General features: G+C 44.4%; 15 protein-coding genes and 2 pseudogenes. 14 read left to right on the top strand and 3 right to left on the bottom strand.

What is annotated here, in order from left to right; translation table 11 throughout:
* Positions 1–5: 5 nt before the first annotated feature.
* The 5 genes from purD (at position 6) to DW085_RS05890 (ending at position 5,379) form a co-directional block, all read left to right on the top strand.
* Positions 6–1,280 carry a phosphoribosylamine--glycine ligase gene (gene purD, locus DW085_RS05870; RefSeq protein ID WP_118491785.1) on the top strand — a complete coding sequence of 425 codons (1,275 nt, stop codon included), beginning with the start codon at positions 6–8 and terminating at the stop codon, positions 1,278–1,280.
* A 190-nt stretch (positions 1,281–1,470) separates the two neighbouring features.
* Positions 1,471–2,010: a rubrerythrin gene (rbr, locus tag DW085_RS05875; RefSeq protein ID WP_118491787.1), complete on the top strand. Its 540-nt coding sequence runs from the start codon at positions 1,471–1,473 to the stop codon at positions 2,008–2,010.
* 282 nt (positions 2,011–2,292) lie between these two features.
* Entirely contained in the window at positions 2,293–3,651 is a 1,359-nt protein-coding gene (locus DW085_RS05880) for an NlpC/P60 family protein (protein ID WP_118491790.1), read from the top strand.
* Between the two features lie 36 nt (positions 3,652–3,687).
* A complete protein-coding gene (locus tag DW085_RS05885) occupies positions 3,688–4,125 on the top strand; it encodes a ribonuclease Z (RefSeq protein ID WP_118491792.1) in 438 nt (145 codons plus the stop codon).
* A 165-nt stretch (positions 4,126–4,290) separates the two neighbouring features.
* Complete coding sequence (locus DW085_RS05890; protein ID WP_118491794.1) at positions 4,291–5,379, top strand: DNA/RNA non-specific endonuclease; 1,089 nt, start codon at positions 4,291–4,293, stop codon at positions 5,377–5,379.
* Positions 5,380–5,730: 351 nt separating this feature from the next.
* On the opposite strand, the gene DW085_RS19620 is transcribed toward DW085_RS05890, so the two are convergent.
* Positions 5,731–5,985, bottom strand: a complete 255-nt coding sequence (locus DW085_RS19620) for a hypothetical protein (RefSeq protein WP_243033944.1) — start codon at positions 5,983–5,985, stop codon at positions 5,731–5,733.
* Positions 5,986–6,109: 124 nt separating this feature from the next.
* On the opposite strand from DW085_RS19620, the gene DW085_RS05905 reads away from it, so the two are divergent.
* The 9 genes and pseudogenes from DW085_RS05905 to DW085_RS05945 all read left to right on the top strand — a co-directional run bounded on the left by DW085_RS05905 (position 6,110) and on the right by DW085_RS05945 (position 15,399).
* Positions 6,110–7,081 (top strand): EamA family transporter, encoded by a 972-nt coding sequence (locus tag DW085_RS05905; protein ID WP_118491800.1) that lies wholly within the window; start codon positions 6,110–6,112, stop codon positions 7,079–7,081.
* A gap of 13 nt (positions 7,082–7,094) precedes the next feature.
* A complete protein-coding gene (locus DW085_RS05910; protein WP_182430808.1) occupies positions 7,095–8,063 on the top strand; it encodes a PDDEXK nuclease domain-containing protein in 969 nt (322 codons plus the stop codon).
* A 247-nt stretch (positions 8,064–8,310) separates the two neighbouring features.
* Positions 8,311–8,457, top strand: a pseudogene (locus tag DW085_RS20445) (hypothetical protein); the annotation flags it as partial.
* Positions 8,458–8,506: 49 nt separating this feature from the next.
* A complete protein-coding gene (locus DW085_RS05920) occupies positions 8,507–8,893 on the top strand; it encodes a hypothetical protein (RefSeq protein WP_207663889.1) in 387 nt (128 codons plus the stop codon).
* A 173-nt stretch (positions 8,894–9,066) separates the two neighbouring features.
* On the top strand, positions 9,067–9,696 hold the full coding sequence (locus DW085_RS05925; RefSeq protein ID WP_021739680.1) for a TetR/AcrR family transcriptional regulator: 630 nt from the start codon (positions 9,067–9,069) through the stop codon (positions 9,694–9,696).
* A gap of 192 nt (positions 9,697–9,888) precedes the next feature.
* The gene (locus tag DW085_RS05930) at positions 9,889–11,643 is read left to right on the top strand and encodes an ABC transporter ATP-binding protein (RefSeq protein ID WP_118491804.1); all 1,755 of its coding nucleotides are present in this window, start codon (positions 9,889–9,891) and stop codon (positions 11,641–11,643) included.
* Position 11,644: 1 nt separating this feature from the next.
* Positions 11,645–13,384: an ABC transporter ATP-binding protein gene (locus DW085_RS05935; protein ID WP_118491806.1), complete on the top strand. Its 1,740-nt coding sequence runs from the start codon at positions 11,645–11,647 to the stop codon at positions 13,382–13,384.
* A 254-nt stretch (positions 13,385–13,638) separates the two neighbouring features.
* Positions 13,639–14,490, top strand: coding sequence for a site-specific integrase (locus DW085_RS05940; RefSeq protein WP_243021872.1), 852 nt, complete (start codon positions 13,639–13,641; stop codon positions 14,488–14,490).
* A gap of 445 nt (positions 14,491–14,935) precedes the next feature.
* Positions 14,936–15,399, top strand: a pseudogene (locus DW085_RS05945) (Hsp20/alpha crystallin family protein).
* Positions 15,400–15,549: 150 nt separating this feature from the next.
* On the opposite strand, the gene DW085_RS05950 reads toward DW085_RS05945, so the two are convergent.
* Both DW085_RS05950 and DW085_RS05955 read right to left on the bottom strand, forming a co-directional pair.
* Positions 15,550–16,119 carry a hypothetical protein gene (locus tag DW085_RS05950; protein ID WP_118293599.1) on the bottom strand — a complete coding sequence of 190 codons (570 nt, stop codon included), beginning with the start codon at positions 16,117–16,119 and terminating at the stop codon, positions 15,550–15,552.
* 218 nt (positions 16,120–16,337) lie between these two features.
* Positions 16,338–17,588 carry a cell wall hydrolase gene (locus tag DW085_RS05955; RefSeq protein ID WP_243033946.1) on the bottom strand — a complete coding sequence of 417 codons (1,251 nt, stop codon included), beginning with the start codon at positions 17,586–17,588 and terminating at the stop codon, positions 16,338–16,340.
* Positions 17,589–17,648 lie beyond the last annotated feature (60 nt).

Below are 17,648 nucleotides of genomic sequence, written 5' to 3' on the forward strand. Positions count from 1 at the left end.
AGAACATGAAAGTTTTAATCGTTGGCAGCGGCGGACGTGAGCATGCGATCGCATGGAAAGTGGCTCAGAGTCCGAAGGTAGATAAAATTTATTGTGCACCGGGCAATGCGGGAATTGCAGAGTATGCAGAGTGTGTGCCGATCAGTGCGATGGAATTTGATAAGCTGGCGGCATTTGCAAAAGAGCATGAGGTTGACCTGACCGTGATCGGCATGGACGATCCGCTGGTTGGCGGTATCGTGGATGTGTTCGAGGCACAGGGACTGCGTGTATTTGGACCGAGAAAAAATGCGGCGATTCTGGAAGGATCGAAGGCATTTTCCAAGGATCTGATGAAGAAATACAACATTCCGACCGCAGCCTATGAGACTTTTACCGATCCGCACAAGGCGCTGGAATACTTACAGACCGCTAAGATGCCGATCGTTTTGAAAGCAGATGGTCTGGCACTTGGAAAAGGTGTTCTGATCTGCAATACTTTAGAGGAAGCAGAGGCAGGCGTCAAGGAGATCATGGAGGACAAGAAGTTTGGTTCTGCTGGCAATCAGATGGTCATCGAGGAGTTCATGACGGGACGCGAGGTTTCTGTCCTTTCCTTCGTCGATGGCGATACGATCCGCATTATGACCTCCTCCCAGGACCACAAGCGGGCGCTGGACGGCGATCAGGGCTTAAATACAGGCGGTATGGGAACCTTCTCACCAAGCCCGTTCTACACAAAAGAAGTAGATGAATTCTGCAAAAAGTACATCTATCAGCCGTCGGTTGACGCGATGAAGAAGGAAGGACGTACCTTCAAGGGCATCATTTTCTTCGGTCTGATGCTGACCGCAGATGGTCCGAAGGTGCTGGAATACAATGCCCGTTTCGGCGATCCGGAGACACAGGTTGTCCTGCCGCGCATGAAGAACGATATCGTGGAAGTCTTTGAGGCATGTATCGACGGAACCCTGGATCAGATCCAGCTGGAATTTGAGGACAATGCGGCAGTCTGTGTTGTTCTGGCGTCGGATGGTTATCCGGTGAAATATGAAAAAGGTTTCAAGATTCACGGTCTGGAGAAATTCAAAGACACGGACGGTTACTATGTATTCCATGCAGGCACGAAGTTCGATGCAGACGGCGATATCGTGACAAATGGCGGTCGGGTGCTGGGCGTTACTGCAAAGGGCAAAGACCTGAAAGAGGCGCGCGCCAACGCATACAAGGCGACCGAGTGGATCGATTTCGCTAACAAATATATGCGCCATGATATCGGGCATGCGATTGATGAGGCGTAAGGGAAGCGGTAGGTAGTAGATTCCTATTTAGAAAAGAAACGGGGATATCAGATTTGAACGTCTGATATCCCTGTTTTTGTCTGGATGTTGGAAAAAAATGCTTTTGAAAAACATATTAAAAACATTCAAGCGTGCTATAATAGAAAGAAAAGACGAACTGTTTTCATGCAATTAAAAGGAGGACAATGCAATGGCTAACAAATATGCAGGAACCCAGACGGAAAAGAACCTGAGGGAGGCTTTTTCTGGTGAATCACAGGCAAGAAATAAATATACCTATTTTGCATCCAAGGCAAAAAAAGAGGGATTTGAGCAGATTTCCGCCCTTTTTTTAAAGACCGCAGACAATGAGAAAGAACACGCAAAGATGTGGTTTAAGGAATTAAACGGTCTGGGAAATACCGCAGAGAATCTGGCATCTGCTGCAGAAGGCGAGAATTATGAGTGGACAGATATGTACGATGGATTTGCCAAGACTGCTGAGGAAGAAGGATTCCCGGAACTGGCAGCGAAATTCCGTATGGTAGCGGAGATCGAAAAGCACCATGAAGAGCGCTACCGTGCCTTGCTTCATAATGTGGAAGCGCAGGAAGTATTTAAGAAGAGCGAAGTGAAGGTATGGGAATGCCGCAACTGCGGTCATATCGTAGTAGGAGAGAAAGCACCGGAAGTTTGTCCGGTATGCGCGCATCCGCAGGCTTATTTCGAGGTTCATGCAAAGAATTACTAAATCTGGGGACTCAATCGTGGAAGCAGATGCCTTTTGTGGGAATGTGAGACGCAAGAGGTAGTTCTGTATTTGGTATGTGATTGAGTATAAGTAATGTGAGTTAGAGTGGATATGCCATGGACGGCGAGGATCTGATGGATTTGCTGGTCAGTCAGCTGGGGCACTTTCGGAAACGATGAGACGCCAGCTGGGGGTGCTGCCGATTCCTTATTGTGTATAAAAAAGGAAGATGCATCATATAAAAGATACGAAAATTAAGCAGGCTGTTTTGGATCAGTTCATATGAGATCGTCTTTTTTATCATTCGCACCAGATGTTTCGAAGGAACAATGCCAGGCAGAGCATTGGATCGATATAGAAAATGTGTCAGAATCAGTAAAAATGACGCCGGAAGAAATTGAAAATTTGAATGCACGGATTTTACGGACACCTGGAACGGAAATGCATGATTTGAAAAATGAAGCCTTTGCCAAAGAAGAGAGAGTTGTTTATGATAAATGGTGTGGAAATTTCTTATCATTTGGGATACAGGGGATAAATTGGACTGTGCGTGATGCTCAAAATTCCGTGAATAAAAATGTTCATATCAAATATGGAATCGCGACTTCACAGGGGTTGATCAAACAGTTTCCGATGGAGACTTTTTTAGCCGATGAGGAGGATCCATCCGATCCGGAGTGGGATGAGGCAGCACTTTGTCTCTGTATGGTCGGGGAACCGCTTTTGATTTTGGGTTCGGTGCAGGAGGAGAGTTATCTGTATGTCCGGAATGAATGCAGCGAGGGCTGGATATCGGCAGAGTCGGTGGCAGTCTGTCGGAACCGGGCGGAATGGCTGATGGCGGCATTTCCGATCCATCCGTTAGTAGTGACAGGGGACATGGTCTGGCTGGAAGCAAGTGCGGTCTATCCGGGAACCAGTGCATACCGGCTTCGGATGGGTACGGTGTTGGAATTGTGCGTGGAAGAAGGAATCCCAGAGATAAAAGAAACAATAGAAACAAACAGAATAAAAGGGACAGGAGCGCTAATAGAGACAACAGAAGCACAGGCAGAACAGAGGGTACAGAACAGACTGTCTTGGAATAATTACATCGTCTGGCTTCCATGCCGCGCTCCGGATGGCAGTTTCTTCCGGCAAAAAGGATTGATTCCAATGAGCCGGGACGTATCGGTGGGATATTTGAGCTTGACAAATGAGGAGATTATTAAACAGGCGTTCAAGTGTCTGGGAGACCGCTACGGCTGGGGCGGAATGCTGGAGAGCCGGGATTGTTCTTCCTATATCCGGGAAGTGTACCGCTGTTTTGGATGGATCCTGCCTCGCAATACGACCGGGCAGTTGCAGATGCCAGTTCGAAAAATAGAGCTGGCGGGGCGGCGCTGCTCAGAAAAAAAGCAGATTTTAAAAGTATTAGAACCGGGCACACTTCTATATTTTCCGGGACATGTGATGATGTATCTGGGATATGAGAATGGCAATTTTTATGTCATAAACGATGTGAGCAGGCTGGTAAAAGAAGGAGAAACGATGCCAGTGCGTGTACGATCGGTGATTGTCAATACGCTGGCAGTCAGACGTCCCAATCTGCGGACTTGGATGGAGGAGCTGACGCTTGCTTTGATTCCTTGGGAAACATGAAGCGTACAGCAGACAGAAAAAGGGAGAAAAAGAGAGATGAAGATAATTGTATGTGTGGATAATCAGAACGGCATGATGTTCAATCACAGACGGCAGAGCCAGGACCGCGTGCTTAGAAAGCGTATTCTGGAGCTGACAGGTGGGAAAAAACTGTGGATGAATGCATACAGCCAGAAACAGTTTTTACAGGTGAATGGAAATATGTCAAAAGAACAGGAACAATCCGGGCAGATTCAGGCAGATGAAGCGTTTTTGGAAAAGGCGGGGCCGGGAGAGTACTGTTTTGTCGAGGACAAGGATGTTGTTCCGTATGAGAGCCGGATCGAAGAAGTGATTCTTTGTCATTGGAACCGGGATTATCCGGCAGATATGTATTTTAAGATGGATCTGGGCAGCTGGAAGCTGGCAGAAACACAGGAATATGCGGGTTCCTCGCATGAGAAAATCACAGAAGAGCGGTATGTGCGAAGGTAAAAAATATACATAAAAAGTAAGTACAATATAAAAGAGTAAGAAAAACATAAAAAACAAGTCAAATATAAAAAAGAGCCGGTTCTGCACCTGAAAATCAGGCGCCAGAACGCACAAATCTACATGGCTCTGAAAGGGATAGGCTTAAACGGAAAGGCAGTAATTCATATGAGAAAATTGAAAATGTGGCTTCTGGGGCTGGCTGCAGCGGCGATGCTGTCTGTTTCAGCGTGCGCGCAGGAGATTCCAGAGGGAAGTCTGAATGGAAACGGAAGTGTCAGCGCGGAGGAAAATCAGGCGGAAAGTGCGGACGGAGATTCGCAGGCGGTGTCATCGTCAGAAAATGGTGGAAACCGTGTATCTTCTGCTTCGGGAACGTCATTTAATCTGGCGGATGTACCGGCATATTCCGGTCAGCCGTATGTGGCAGTCAATGGAAATGTGCCGTATTTTACCGATGCGGACCTGACGGATGTATCATTTGAGAGTTACAGTGATCTGGACAGCCTGGGGCGCTGCGGCGTGGCATATGCTTCGGTTTCGCAGGACACGATGCCGACGGAGAAGCGCGGCTCGATCGGGGAAGTCAAGCCGACGGGCTGGCATACGGCGAAGTATGACAATGTGGATGGAAAGTATCTCTATAACCGCTGTCATCTGATCGGCTACCAGCTCACGGCGGAGAATGCCAATGTCAAAAACCTGATTACCGGAACCCGCTATCTGAACGTACAGGGAATGCTGCCATTTGAAAATCTGACAGCCGATTACGTGAAAGAAACCGGAAACCATGTTATGTACCGCGTGACGCCGGTTTTTGAGGGCGATAATCTGGTTGCCTCCGGCGTCCTGATGGAGGCGGAATCCGTCGAGGATCAGGGCGAGGGAGTGCTGTTCTGCGTGTACGTCTATAATGTCCAGCCGGGTATTGCGATCGATTATGCGACAGGAGAAAGCTGCGCGGACGGTTCTGGAAGTGCGGGAAGCACAGCCGGACAGGGAACGGCTGGAAATGGCAGCAGCCAGAATCAATCGGCTGGATCGGGAGCAGCTGGTTCGTCGGGAGGCGGCGCTGGATCCTCTGGAAGCAGCGCGACGGTTCAGACCTACATTCTCAATACCAACTCGAAAAAATTTCATCTTCCAAGCTGCACATCTGTCACCCAGATGAAGGCGGCAAACCGGCAGGAATTTACCGGTACGCGCGATGAAGTGATTGCAGATGGATATGAACCATGTAAGAACTGCAATCCCTGATAAAACAGGGATGCAAAGTGTCTCGTTTGTGCTGTGTATGGAAAGAATCGGATGAGAACACGGTTAAGGAAGTTTCAAGAAGAAGCAATTCCTTAAAGAAAAGTTATAAGAGAAATTTTCCGCTTACGATACGCCCCCGGTGTACATCCGGTCAGGCGTTTGAAACAGGAAGAATAGTAGCTTTGTGTTGTAAAGCCGGAGCTTTGGGCAATTTCCGCGATAGATAGGCGGGAGTTGTTCAAAAGCTCCTGGCTTTTTTTGATCCGGTATTCAAGGAGATACTGGAAAATCGTGATGCCAGTCATCCGTTTGAAAAAACGTTCACATTCTTCCGGACAGAGGCAGACTGCGTCAGAGATCTCGCGCAGGGTGATTTTCTGCGAGTAATGCGCCTGCAAGTAGTGAAAAATCTCTTTCAGGCGTCTGAAAACAGACCTCGCCGCGCTCGACCAGGCAGAACTGGAAATCTTCATGCCAGTGCCAGCTCACAAGCTGATAAGACGGATCGGAAAAGTCGGTTCGGTACACCGAAACCGGAAAATCCGGGAAAATACGAATCAGGTTTTCCTCCCGGTCAGAATTTATGGAGAGATAGTTTGTAATCATAATAACCTCAATATAATGAAAAAACAAGCCGATATTTTTATATATAAATAAAGATAATACCGATATAATGATAAAGTCAATGAAAAAGAACGAAACTCATAAAAGAATAGTGGAGAAATGAAAGATGTTAAAAAGGAATAGAGATGGAAAGAATCAAATGAACATCAAGGAGTCGAATCATGCCACAGAAAAACAGGCATCAAATTCCACAGAAGTTCCTTCTTCGTCTGCCCGCCTCGGCGCTCTCTGCTGCATGATCGGCGCGACTAGCTGGGGATTTTCGGGAACATGCGGGGAGGCACTGTTTTCATCCTACCCGATCGATGCGGCGTGGGTGACGGCGCTTAGAATGCTGGGGGCGGGGACGATTCTTCTGCTTGCTGCCGCTGCGAAGGGAAAATTGCCGGTGCGGGCACTGGTTCAGGATAAGAAAGCGATGGCTCAGATGGTGCTGTTTTCGTTTCTGGGATTGGTGCTGTCCCAGTATGCGTACTTAAATGCAATCAAATGGACCAATTCGGGAACGGCGACGGTGCTGCAGAATTTATCGATTATCTTCGTGGCGGTCTTTGTATGCGCGGCAGAACGTACATTGCCCACGAAACGGACGTTTTTCTGTATCTGTCTGGCATTCTTTGGAGTCTGGCTGATCGCGACGGGAGGAAGACTGGACGGCATGGAACTGACGGCGAAGGGACTTTTCTGGGGAATCATGGGAGGTGTCGGCGCAGCTGCGTATTTCCTGCTTTCAAAAAATCCGGTGAAGCAGTGGGGAAGTATTCCTGCAACCGGGATGGGAATGTTTATCGGCGGCGTGTTTCTATCGGGAGCCGTCCGCATCTGGGAAGTTCCGGCGGAGCTGGACGGTCATGCCGCATTTTATCTGGGTGTGCTTGTGATACTGGGAAGTGCGGTTGCGTATACTCTTTTTTTAAAGGGAGTTTCTTTGACGGGACCGGTGCGCGCTTCGGTGCTTGCCTGCCTGGAACCGCTGACGGCGGCGTGCCTGTCAGCGGTCTGGCTGAATTCCGTTTTTACACCGGCAGAGTTGATTGGATTCGTCTGTATTCTGGCGACGGTTTTGATTATGAAATAGTATAAAAAAAGTTGTGAATGATGCCATTATTTCTCTTAATTGGGGAATTGGAAAAAGACTTAGTGTGGAGTTAACTGGAAATAATAAGCCTGAGTATGGAAAAAAGGTTGTTGCAGAAGTCAGTAAACGGCTGGAACAGGAGTATGGTTCGGGATTTGATAAAACATCAATTTCAAGAATGATTAAGTTTTATCAGGAATTTCCTGACTTCGAAAAAGTTGCGACATTGTCGCAACAATTGACCTGGTCGCATTTTGTAGAGATTCTGCCAATACAAGATGAGTTAAAAAGAGATTTTTATGCTGCAATGTGTATGCAGGAAAACTGGTCAGTGCGAACACTGCGTGAAAGAAAAAAATCCATGCTTTATGAACGAACTGCAATATCGAAGAAACCAGAAGAAACGATTAAAAATGAAATTGCGGAATTACGAGATGATGGAAAAATGAGTCTGGATCTTTTTTACAGAGATCCATATATGCTTGATTTTCTCGGTTTACGTGATACTTATAGTGAAAAAGATTTAGAAAATGCTATTCTTGCAGAATTAGAAAAATTTATTCTGGAAATGGGATCGGATTTTGCATTTTTAGCAAGACAGAAACATTTTGTACTGGATGGCAAGGACTACTATATGGATTTATTATTCTATCATAGAGGCTTGAGAAGGTTGGTTCTTGCTGAACTAAAGCTTGGGGAATTTGAACCGCAGGATAAAGGACAAGTCGAGCTGTATTTGCGATGGCTGGAAAAGAATGAAAGAGTGGAAGGTGAAGAAAGTCCGGTTGCACTTATATTATGTGCAGAAAAATCACAGGAAACTATAGAATTAATGCAATTGGATCATGGAAATATTCATGTGGGACAGTATATGACCAAAATGCCTCCAAAAGAACTTTTAGAACAGAAGCTATCCCTTGCTATTGCAAATGCGAGAGAATTGTTAGAACAAAGGAAAGAAGAATGGAAATTTTCAATTTAATAATGAAGTGCAGAGAAAGGCGTGAGTCATAGAAATGTGGCTTGCGTCTTTTTCTGTCTGGAAAGGAAGTGAGATAGAATGGCACAGATTTTTCGTGTAGAGAGAACTAAGAATTTTACGGTAATGAGTAATCACCATTTCAAGAATAAGAAGCCAGATTGAAAAAGGGGAAGTCATTGCATGGAGCAAAGATAAATATAACCTGTTCCATCAGCAGGTGAAAGACAGCTTAGTAGCGGATTGTGCAATGGCAGTGTTAAAAGCACTGGAAAATTGTATCAGCAAAGAAAAGTTTAAGGAAAAAATGAAACAGTTTGGATGGAATGTAAATTGGACAGAGAAACGGAAGCACATTACTTTTCAGAACCAGGATGGGAAGAAGGTAAGAGACAGCAATCTGTCAAAAACATTTCATCTGGATATCAGCAAGGAGGGACTAGAGAATGAATTTGATAGAAATAGGAAAAAATCCAGAGATATTGAAATCAGAGAAAGCAGAGCAGCCGAAGAACTTACAAATTATTACAGAGAACTTGACACAGCCATCGCAGCTGCCGGAGGAATCACCGATCAAGCTCAAAGTAGAAAAAGATCTTCTAATGCAGAGTTTCGAGAGAGCGAAAGAGTTCATGCGGACACAGAAAAAGCAGATACAGATGCTGGAAGAAGAGAAACAGACGATCTTGTCCGACAGGCAGAGATTGCGAGAAGAAGTTCGGAAATCAACCGTAGGAATTCAGTGTCTGACAACCGAATTGTCCGAAACGCAGAAGCTGAATCAATCGCTTCAGCAGAGCAACGACGATCTGAGGAACAGAAAATCTGTCTGAATAGAACAGACTTGTAAAACTGCAGAAAGCATCTGCGGAGTGGAAACTGAATACACGAGGAAAATAAAAAATTGAAACACCAAGACTTGACAAATTCCTGTAATGAGTTAAAATATAACAGTGTTATATAGCGCTGTTATATTTTGAAAAGAAGTTTAGAGGATACGAAAAGAATGTCGACGAAAGCAGAAGATACACAGAAAAACATATTAGATACAGCCAGAAAACATTTTCTGAAAGATGGTTTGACAGGAGCATCTTTAAGAAATATTGTAAAAGATGCAGGACTTACTACTGGCGCATTTTACAAATATTATCCGACGAAAGAGGCACTTTTTGATGCACTGACGGATCCTTATATGGAACATATTTATCAGATTTATGACCAGATCGTTGAGGAGTTTGAAAAGCTTTCTGCCAGTGATCAGACAAGGAATATGTCGGATACATCCAGTGATGGGATGGAGCAGATGGTTGATTATATCTATGATCATTATGATAATTTCAGATTATTGTTGAAATGCGGAGACAGTGGAAAATTTGAATTATTCATACACAATATGGTAGAGCGGGAAATGAAGTCCAGCCTGAATTATATGGAAAAGATGAAAGAGAACGGTGTAAAAATACCGATTGTAGAGGAAAGCCTTATGCATATGATCTATACGGGATTTTTTTCATCAGTATTTCAGATCATTGAGCATGATATAGACAGGGAGACTGCAAAGAAAAATGTACATCAACTGAAAGAATTTAATACAGGTGGCTGGGAACGATTGTGGAATATTGAATTTCCAGTATAACTGATGCAGGAATTCTGAATAGGTTATGTGTGTTGCAGGTTCTGGATTTCTGAATAAAGTTCAGACAGGATAATAATATCAGGTGGTTGATGCCAGTAGACCACCTATTTTATTATATGTTGGTTAGCTCGAACTAACAGAAGGTAAAATAATAAAACGAAACAATAAAACGAACGTAAGGAGTGAAAAGATGTGAAAGAAAAAAAGAAGTCGGCAGTCAGCTGGATCCTGACGTGGACCGGACAAAAAAGAATTGCCTATGTGTGGAGTGTGTTACTTGCAATAGGAAATGTGATTTTTAAGATTTTGCCGTATTTTATTATTGCAGATGTAGTAAAGCTGTTTTTAAATGGTGAAAAGGAGTTTGAAATATATCTTGCAAAAGCGGTTCTGATTGCATTATCGTTTATCATTGCAGAACTGCTTCATTCACTTTCGACAGCATTGTCACATAAAGCAACGTTTGCAGTACTTGCAAATATAAGAAAATCCTGCTGTGACAAGCTGGCGCGGGTACCTCTTGGCTATGTGAAAGACACACCTTCCGGTACATTTAAAAATATTATGGTGGAAAGAATCGACAGTATCGAGACAACACTGGCGCATATTGTCCCGGAATTCACGTCCAATCTGCTGGCACCGATTGTGATTTTGATTTATTTCTTCCTGACAGACTGGAGACTGGCACTCTGGTCATTGGTGCCGGTTATAGTGGGATTTCTTTCCTATTTTGGAATGATGCTGGATTATAAACCAAGCTTCGAGAGAACGGTTCAGACAACAAAAGATCTGAATGATGCGGCAGTGGAATATATTGACGGAATCGAAGTGATCAAGGCATTTGGAAAGACAGAAAGTTCTTATGCAAAATTTACAAAGGCGGCTATGGCTTATGCAGATTCCTTTATTTCCTGGATGAAACGGTGCTCGATCTTTCATGGACTGATGATGGTGGTCACACCTTATACGCTTCTTACGGTATTGCCGTTTGGGGCACATTATGTAGCTAATGGAACACTTGCGATTTCAGATTTTGTCATCTGCATTATTTTATCACTTGGAATCGTTGGACCGTTGATCACAGTGGGTTCCTATACAGATGATCTTGGCAAGATCGGAGTGATTGTTGGTGAAGTGGCAGGAATTCTGGAACAGCCGGAGCTTGAACGTCCAGAGAAAAGTAAAAGTGTTCCAAAAGATAACTCCGTTACTCTTGAAGATGTCAGATTTGGTTATCACGACAAAGAAATCCTGCACGGAGTAACTATGGAGCTGAAAGCAGGAACGGTAAATGCAATCGTAGGACCTTCCGGAAGCGGCAAGTCGACCATCGCAAAGCTGATTGCGTCCCTGTGGGATGTGGATTCCGGAAGCATCAAAATCGGTGGAGTTGATGTCCAAGAACTGGCATTTGCAGATTTTAATCGGAAAATTGCATATGTTGCACAGGACAATTATCTGTTTAATGAAACAGTCCGTGAAAATATCAGACAGGGAAATCCGGATGCTACAGATGAACAGATCATCGAGGTGACAAAGAAAAGTGGATGCTATGAATTTATCATGCAGTTGGAGAATGGATTTGATACGGTTGTAGGAGGTGCAGGAGGACATCTGTCAGGTGGTGAGAGACAGCGTATCTCCATTGCAAGAGCAATGTTAAAGGATGCTCCGATCGTGATCCTTGATGAGGCAACTGCCTACACAGATCCGGAAAATGAGGCAATTCTGCAGAATTCTATCGCAAAACTGGTAGCAGGGAAGACCCTGATCGTAATAGCACACAGACTTTCTACTGTTAAGGACAGTGACCAGATCTTTGTTGTAAATGATGGAAATGTAACAGCACATGGCACACATGAGGAACTTCTGGTGTCATGCCCGCTTTATAAGGAAATGTGGAATGCCCATATTTCTGTAAAAGATACGGTGAAGGAGGGAGAATGATATGTTTGGGATTCTGGCAAAATTCTTTCGTTTTTCAGGCAGGGAAAATGGCAATAAATTTAAACTGTCGATAGTGATCGGACTCATAGAGGCTCTTGCCTCAGCAATGAAGATTCCGGCTATTATGTACATACTGATTGGTCTGCTGAGTGGGAAACCGACAGGAAAATATATTGGAGGCTCCGTTGCGATTATGGTTCTTGCAATTGTAGTCGACGTAATCTGCAAGAGATACTCTACAGTGCTTCAGACAGAGGGAGGATATAATGCAAGTGCTTTTATGAGAATCAAGATTGCAGAACATCTGCGATATCTGCCGATGGGGTATTTCAATTCCAATAGTATCGGGGAAATTTCTTCCATTACAACCAATACAATGGAAATACTTGGCGATGTGGCTGCGAGAGTGGTTATGCTGACAATGCAGGGAATTCTGGAAACATCAATGATCATTTTTATGCTGTTTATTTTTGACTGGAGAATTGGACTGATAGCTGCAGCAGGAGTACTTATTTTCTTTGGGGTCAATTCTGTGATGCAGAATGCGGGTAAAAAAGATTCAGAGCAAAAAGTGGTATGCGATATGGAGCTTGTAAACCAGATCATGGAGTATCTGCAGGGAATATCAGAAGTTAAATCATATAACTTGCTTGGGAAACAGGCGAAAAGATTAAATGATGCAAATGAAGCATGTGAAAAGATCAATACAAAGATGGAAATGGTGTTTGTGCCCTATCATTTTCTGCAAAGTGTGATAACCAAAATTACAGGTGCTGTGATCGTGGCTTGCAGTGCATATTTTTATATTAATGGAACTATGAGTGCGGTCTATGCGATCGGTATGACAATTTCAGCATTTATGCTTTATGCCAGTCTGGAATGTGCAGGAAATTATTCATCTCTTTTACATGTGGTAAGCGTATGTGTAGATAAAGCAAATGCAATATTGGAGCTGGATACCATGGATATCGACGGTAAAGAAATACAGCCGGAAAATTACGATATCAGACTTTCTAATGTTTCGTTTTCTTATGACAAACGGAAGATCATTGATGATATATCGCTCTCTATTCCGCAGAAAACGACGACAGCAATCGTTGGACCATCTGGTGGAGGAAAATCAACACTTTGCAATCTGATTGCCAGGTTCTGGGATGTGGATTCCGGGGAAGTGACACTTGGAGGTGTGAATGTAAAAGACTACAGCATGAACAGTCTGATGAGTAATTTCTCATTTGTGTTTCAGTCGGTGTATTTGTTTGCAGACACCATTGAGAATAATATTAAATTCGGACGCCAGGATGCAAGTCATGAGGAAGTGGTGGAAGCGGCGAAGAAAGCATGTTGTCATGATTTCATCAGCAAACTTCCGAATGGATATGACACAGTGATCGGAGAAGGAGGAGCCACACTTTCCGGTGGTGAGAAGCAGCGTATTTCGATAGCCAGAGCGATTATGAAGGATGCGCCAATCGTCATATTGGATGAAGCAACGGCAAATGTTGATCCGGAGAATGAAAAGGAGCTGATGGATGCAGTAGATGCACTTACAAAGGAAAAAACGATTATTATGATTGCCCACAGATTAAAAACAGTCAGACATGCAGACCAGATTGTGGTTGTTGAAAAAGGAAGAATTGCACAGCAGGGAACACATGAGCAATTAATGAAACAGGAAGGTATTTATAAGAGATTTGTGGATGCAAGGCAGCAGGCGGTAAGTTGGAAACTGGTGCACTGAGAAATAATCTACAGTCGGTGAATATCCAAATTGAATTGTCTGAAAGAGATTTAATTTAAGTTTCGCTAAGTTTCACTTATATAGGCAGAATGAGGGATATTCAATAATGTAATATGAAAAAAGCACTGAAAACCGTTGGATTATGGGTTTTACAGTGCTTTTCCTTTTGCCAAAGAGGAAAAATGCAGTGAATTTAAGTTTTGCTACGTGTTGTGGATTTTAAGACATCTCACGTAAGGACGTTCTTTTCTGCATTGTCAGATGAAGGACTGGCACACAGTACGATCAAAGGTCTTTATGGCTTATTGAATCCCAGTTTTGAACTGACAGTGGAAGATGGGATTATCCGCAAGAATCCAGTAACAGGAACACTTGGAGATTATGGGGCTCCGGCAAAGGAGAAAGAAGCATTGACACTGGAACAGCAGGAAAAACTTTTGAAGTTTGTTGAACAGAGTAATGTGTATAAGCCTCATCTTCCAATGATGCAGGTTATGTTTGGGGCTTGCCTGAGAGTGAGTGAAACCATCGGCTTAACCTGGTCAGATGTGGATATGAAGAACAGGGAGATCCATGTAGGTGGACAGCTTGTGTATTATGAAGGTGATGACGGATATTGTTTCCATGATTCAGAAACCAAAACGGATGCAGGAATCAGAAATATTCCTATGACACAGATGGTATATGATGCGTTCCGTAAGCAGAGAGAACTGAACCTGATGTTTGGTTTACAGAGTAATGTTGAGATAGGTGGACGCAGTGGATTCATCTTTAATATAAAGCATGGACGTCCGATTATGCCAGCGGGAGTGAACAGCTTTCTGAAAAATATTGTTAATGCCTATAATAAAAAAGAAAGCAAATTGGCAGAAGAAGAGAAGCGAGAGCCGGAGTTGATGCCTCCTATTTCATCGCATACCCTTCGTCATACGGGATGTACCAGATTGGGTGAGAACAATGTCAATCCCAAAGTTATGCAGTATGTGATGGGCCATTCAGATGCACAGATCACAATGAATGTCTATAATCATATTTCAGATAAGTCTCATGTGGAGAATGAGATGTCTAAAATGAACCTGCCAGAAACCGTACCTGCTGTGGTATAAACCATAAGTTGTTGTCGTAAAATGTGGTAAGAAAATCAGACGAATATATTTTTCCAAGAATTTGTGGTAAAAATGTGGTCAAATCAAGAAAATCGAGTGCGAAAGTAAGTGAAAAATCCCTGTGAAGTAGTGGCATACGCCATGCACAGCTCGGGAAAGACTTCCCTCGCTGTAGGGCTGTCGCCTATACATTTCCATGAAAGAGCCATCTTTATCAAGCAAGCTTGAAAGATGGCTCTTTCACGTAAATGTGCATGGCTCGTAGCGTTCACAAATTCTTCACAAAAAAAATTAGCACTCGCCTCTTGACAGTGCTAATAAGAAGTGCTATAACATAGCCAGAACGAAGGAAGAGGAAGAAAAGAAAAGTTCCCAGACCGTCCCGGTTCCGAAAATGTTGGTAAATAAACATAATGAAATGAAGTTAGAAAAGGAGAGATGACTTATGTTAATGCCGAGTATTTTTGGAGAAAATTTGTTTGATGATTTCTTTAATGATTTTCCGTTTTATGATGATAACGCCGGACAGAAGATAGAGAAAAAGCTGTATGGACGCCATGGACAGAACCTGATGAAGACCGATATCAAGGAAATGGAAGACGGCTATGAGCTGGAGATGGATCTGCCGGGATTTAAGAAAGAAGAGATTTCGATTTCCCTGGAAGATGGTAATCTGACGATTCAGGCTGCGAAGGGACTGGATGAGGACGAGAAGGAGAAAAAGTCCGGTCGTTACATCCGCAGAGAGCGTTACGCAGGTTCCTGTGCGAGAAGCTCTATGTCGGTGATGATATAACAGAGGAAGATATCAAGGCGGAATTTAAGCATGGTATTTTGAAGATTTTTGTTCCGAAGAAAGAAGCAAAACCGGAAGTCGAGCAGAAAAAATATATTGCGATTGAAGGATAATGTAGAAGAAGCAGTCAGCCGGATTGATGGATGCAGTTGTCTGGCTGTAACGTAGAAAAGAGCGCTGCGGCACTCATGGAGCGGTTTTACCAGAAATGGAAAGCCGGTTTGTGAGTGTTGCGGCGCTCTTTTTCACTATTTTATATCTGATTAGTAGTTAATACCTGTGATACCGATAGATCCCTCTTTGTCCAGACCAAAGGTAACTGCCGGTTTACCGGATGGATCGCCTACGATGAAACCTGCCTTGGTCAGTTCGGTGGAAGAAACATCGGCTGTCTTGACTGCCTCAATCAGCGCGTCGGTAAATACCTTGTCTGCGTCGAGAGCCATAAATTCAGTTCTGTTATTTACGACAATCCCGTCATCGATGCCGATGTAGGACGGATAGACAAGCAGCTCGGCTAAATCGTTCATATTTTTATTGGCGATGATGCTTTGAAGGGATCTGGCAAAACCACGGTAAAGTTCTGTGATTTCTTTTTCGCTCAGAGTCTCGTCTTCTGCATAATCTGCATCCGTTGTCTGGGCGGTTTCTTTTTCTCCGGCAGTAGTTGTTTCGCTGGCATCGCTGCTTTCTGCTGATGTATCGTTTTCCTGTGTGGATTCAGCGGCAGTTGTTTCAGCCGTGGTTGTTTCAGACGGCTGGCTGGAGCAGGCGGTCATGCTGGCGGCTGCGATGAGAGTGGAAACCATCAAGGTATAAATTGATTTTCTCATAATTTCCTCCATTTGCAATTAATGGACTCCCGGAAGCTTTCTGTGCTTAATGTTGTGAGATGATTTGCAGGAAAGACTCCGAGAGTACCTATCAATAAGGTATGGACAGTAGATGTCCTCTGCCTGTATGTTTGGCTGATATGATTATCATATCACAAGGCGATGGGAATGTATATGAGGTTTAATGTAATGCGTTTAAATCCGCCTTTTTTAGCCTTTTATTTTTTATAGAAACAATTCCCACCAACCACCTGATAGCTGGAGTAGCTGTCGTAGTTTGCTGATTTGGTCGAGGTAAAATAAAGGTAGTCGCCTATCTGATTCTCCCCGGCGAGCGCTGCCTTTGCCGCCTTGGTGGCAGTAGAGGACGGTCCTCTATCGAGATATTTGTCAAGCAGGCCGGAGGTCGCGCCTGGGAACTGTCCGTCCGCGTAGATGACGCTGGAGATGGATTTGCCCCATTTGCCAGATTTGACGCGGTTGACGATCAGACTTCCGACTGCCAGATAGCTTTCATAGGATCCGCCGTTGGCTTCCATCGTGAGGCAGGCGGAGAGCAGATAAACGTCGCTCTCGGAGGCGGAGATCACGTAGGATGATTTAGCGGCTGGTGCAGCCGTGCTCTTTTTCGAAGAGCTTCCAGAATTTCCAGATTTTCCCGAAGTCTGGGAGGAACCTTTAGCCGCGTTTGCTTCTGCCTGCGATTTTGCGGCTGCAATCTGGGCCTCCTCGGCGGCTCTGGATGCCTGCTCAGCTTCTTCAGCAGCCTGCCGTGCCGCCTCCAGCGCTGCCATCTCAGCCTCAATGCTGATTGCGCGTCCTGGCTTGACGCTGATTGTGACATAATCAGAAGAAACGTAACCGGAGGTGTCAACGGAAAGCTGGATTTTGACCCATCCAGTTTCCTGGCTCAGTACAGGATAGTAGTCTTCCGCGGCAGCCAGACCGACGATGGCAGAATCCGTGCTGGCTTCCTCACGTACATGGAGTGTCTGTGTGCTGACGGTAGCGATATAGAGACCGAGCTCTTTGGCGAGCGGCTTGATATCATCGCCAAATACAAGATAATCGTCCTTGAGCCATCCCTCCAGCCCACCGGAGCGGATTTTTGTCCAGCCATTTTTGCGTTTTAAAATGGTACCGCCGCCTCCGCGGAAGCAGGTGCCGAGTACCTTGGCATCTGTATCTGGTTTTTCTCTCAGGTTCAGCGCATCATCCACATTGGCGACCGCGAGATTTTCATACGGATCGACCGGCTTTTCTTCTTTGATTTTGGCTTTCGCCGTACTTTTAGCATCGGTCCCGGTCTGATGACTGTTTTTTAAGGTGCTGGAAGAAGCAATGGAAGGATCAGAGCCTGCTTTGTTCTTCTTATCAGAAGGTTTAGAGAGGCATAGAAATACCAGCAGAGCCGCCCCGGCCACAATAAAAAGGATCAGGAAATAGATCGCCATCATTGTTTTATCCATTTTTTTGCGCCTGGAAGAAGCAGGTTTCAAAGGGGAATCGTTCATATTGTATATCCTTTC

Source organism: Clostridium sp. AF50-3 (assembly GCF_003477445.1).
Classification (GTDB): domain Bacteria; phylum Bacillota; class Clostridia; order Lachnospirales; family Lachnospiraceae; genus Otoolea; species Otoolea fessa.

Excerpts from the sequence above, each read along its gene's own strand:
- purD (WP_118491785.1), top strand. The coding sequence starts at position 6 with ATGAAAGTTTTAATCGTTGGCAGCGGCGGACGTGAGCATGCGATCGCA.
- rbr (WP_118491787.1), top strand. The coding sequence starts at position 1,471 with ATGGCTAACAAATATGCAGGAACCCAGACGGAAAAGAACCTGAGGGAG.
- DW085_RS05880 (WP_118491790.1), top strand. The coding sequence starts at position 2,293 with ATGAGATCGTCTTTTTTATCATTCGCACCAGATGTTTCGAAGGAACAA.
- DW085_RS05885 (WP_118491792.1), top strand. The coding sequence starts at position 3,688 with ATGAAGATAATTGTATGTGTGGATAATCAGAACGGCATGATGTTCAAT.
- DW085_RS05890 (WP_118491794.1), top strand. The coding sequence starts at position 4,291 with ATGAGAAAATTGAAAATGTGGCTTCTGGGGCTGGCTGCAGCGGCGATG.
- DW085_RS19620 (WP_243033944.1), bottom strand. The coding sequence starts at position 5,985 with ATGATTACAAACTATCTCTCCATAAATTCTGACCGGGAGGAAAACCTG.
- DW085_RS05905 (WP_118491800.1), top strand. The coding sequence starts at position 6,110 with ATGTTAAAAAGGAATAGAGATGGAAAGAATCAAATGAACATCAAGGAG.
- DW085_RS05920 (WP_207663889.1), top strand. The coding sequence starts at position 8,507 with ATGAATTTGATAGAAATAGGAAAAAATCCAGAGATATTGAAATCAGAG.
- DW085_RS05925 (WP_021739680.1), top strand. The coding sequence starts at position 9,067 with ATGTCGACGAAAGCAGAAGATACACAGAAAAACATATTAGATACAGCC.
- DW085_RS05935 (WP_118491806.1), top strand. The coding sequence starts at position 11,645 with ATGTTTGGGATTCTGGCAAAATTCTTTCGTTTTTCAGGCAGGGAAAAT.
- DW085_RS05950 (WP_118293599.1), bottom strand. The coding sequence starts at position 16,119 with ATGAGAAAATCAATTTATACCTTGATGGTTTCCACTCTCATCGCAGCC.
- DW085_RS05955 (WP_243033946.1), bottom strand. The coding sequence starts at position 17,588 with ATGGATAAAACAATGATGGCGATCTATTTCCTGATCCTTTTTATTGTG.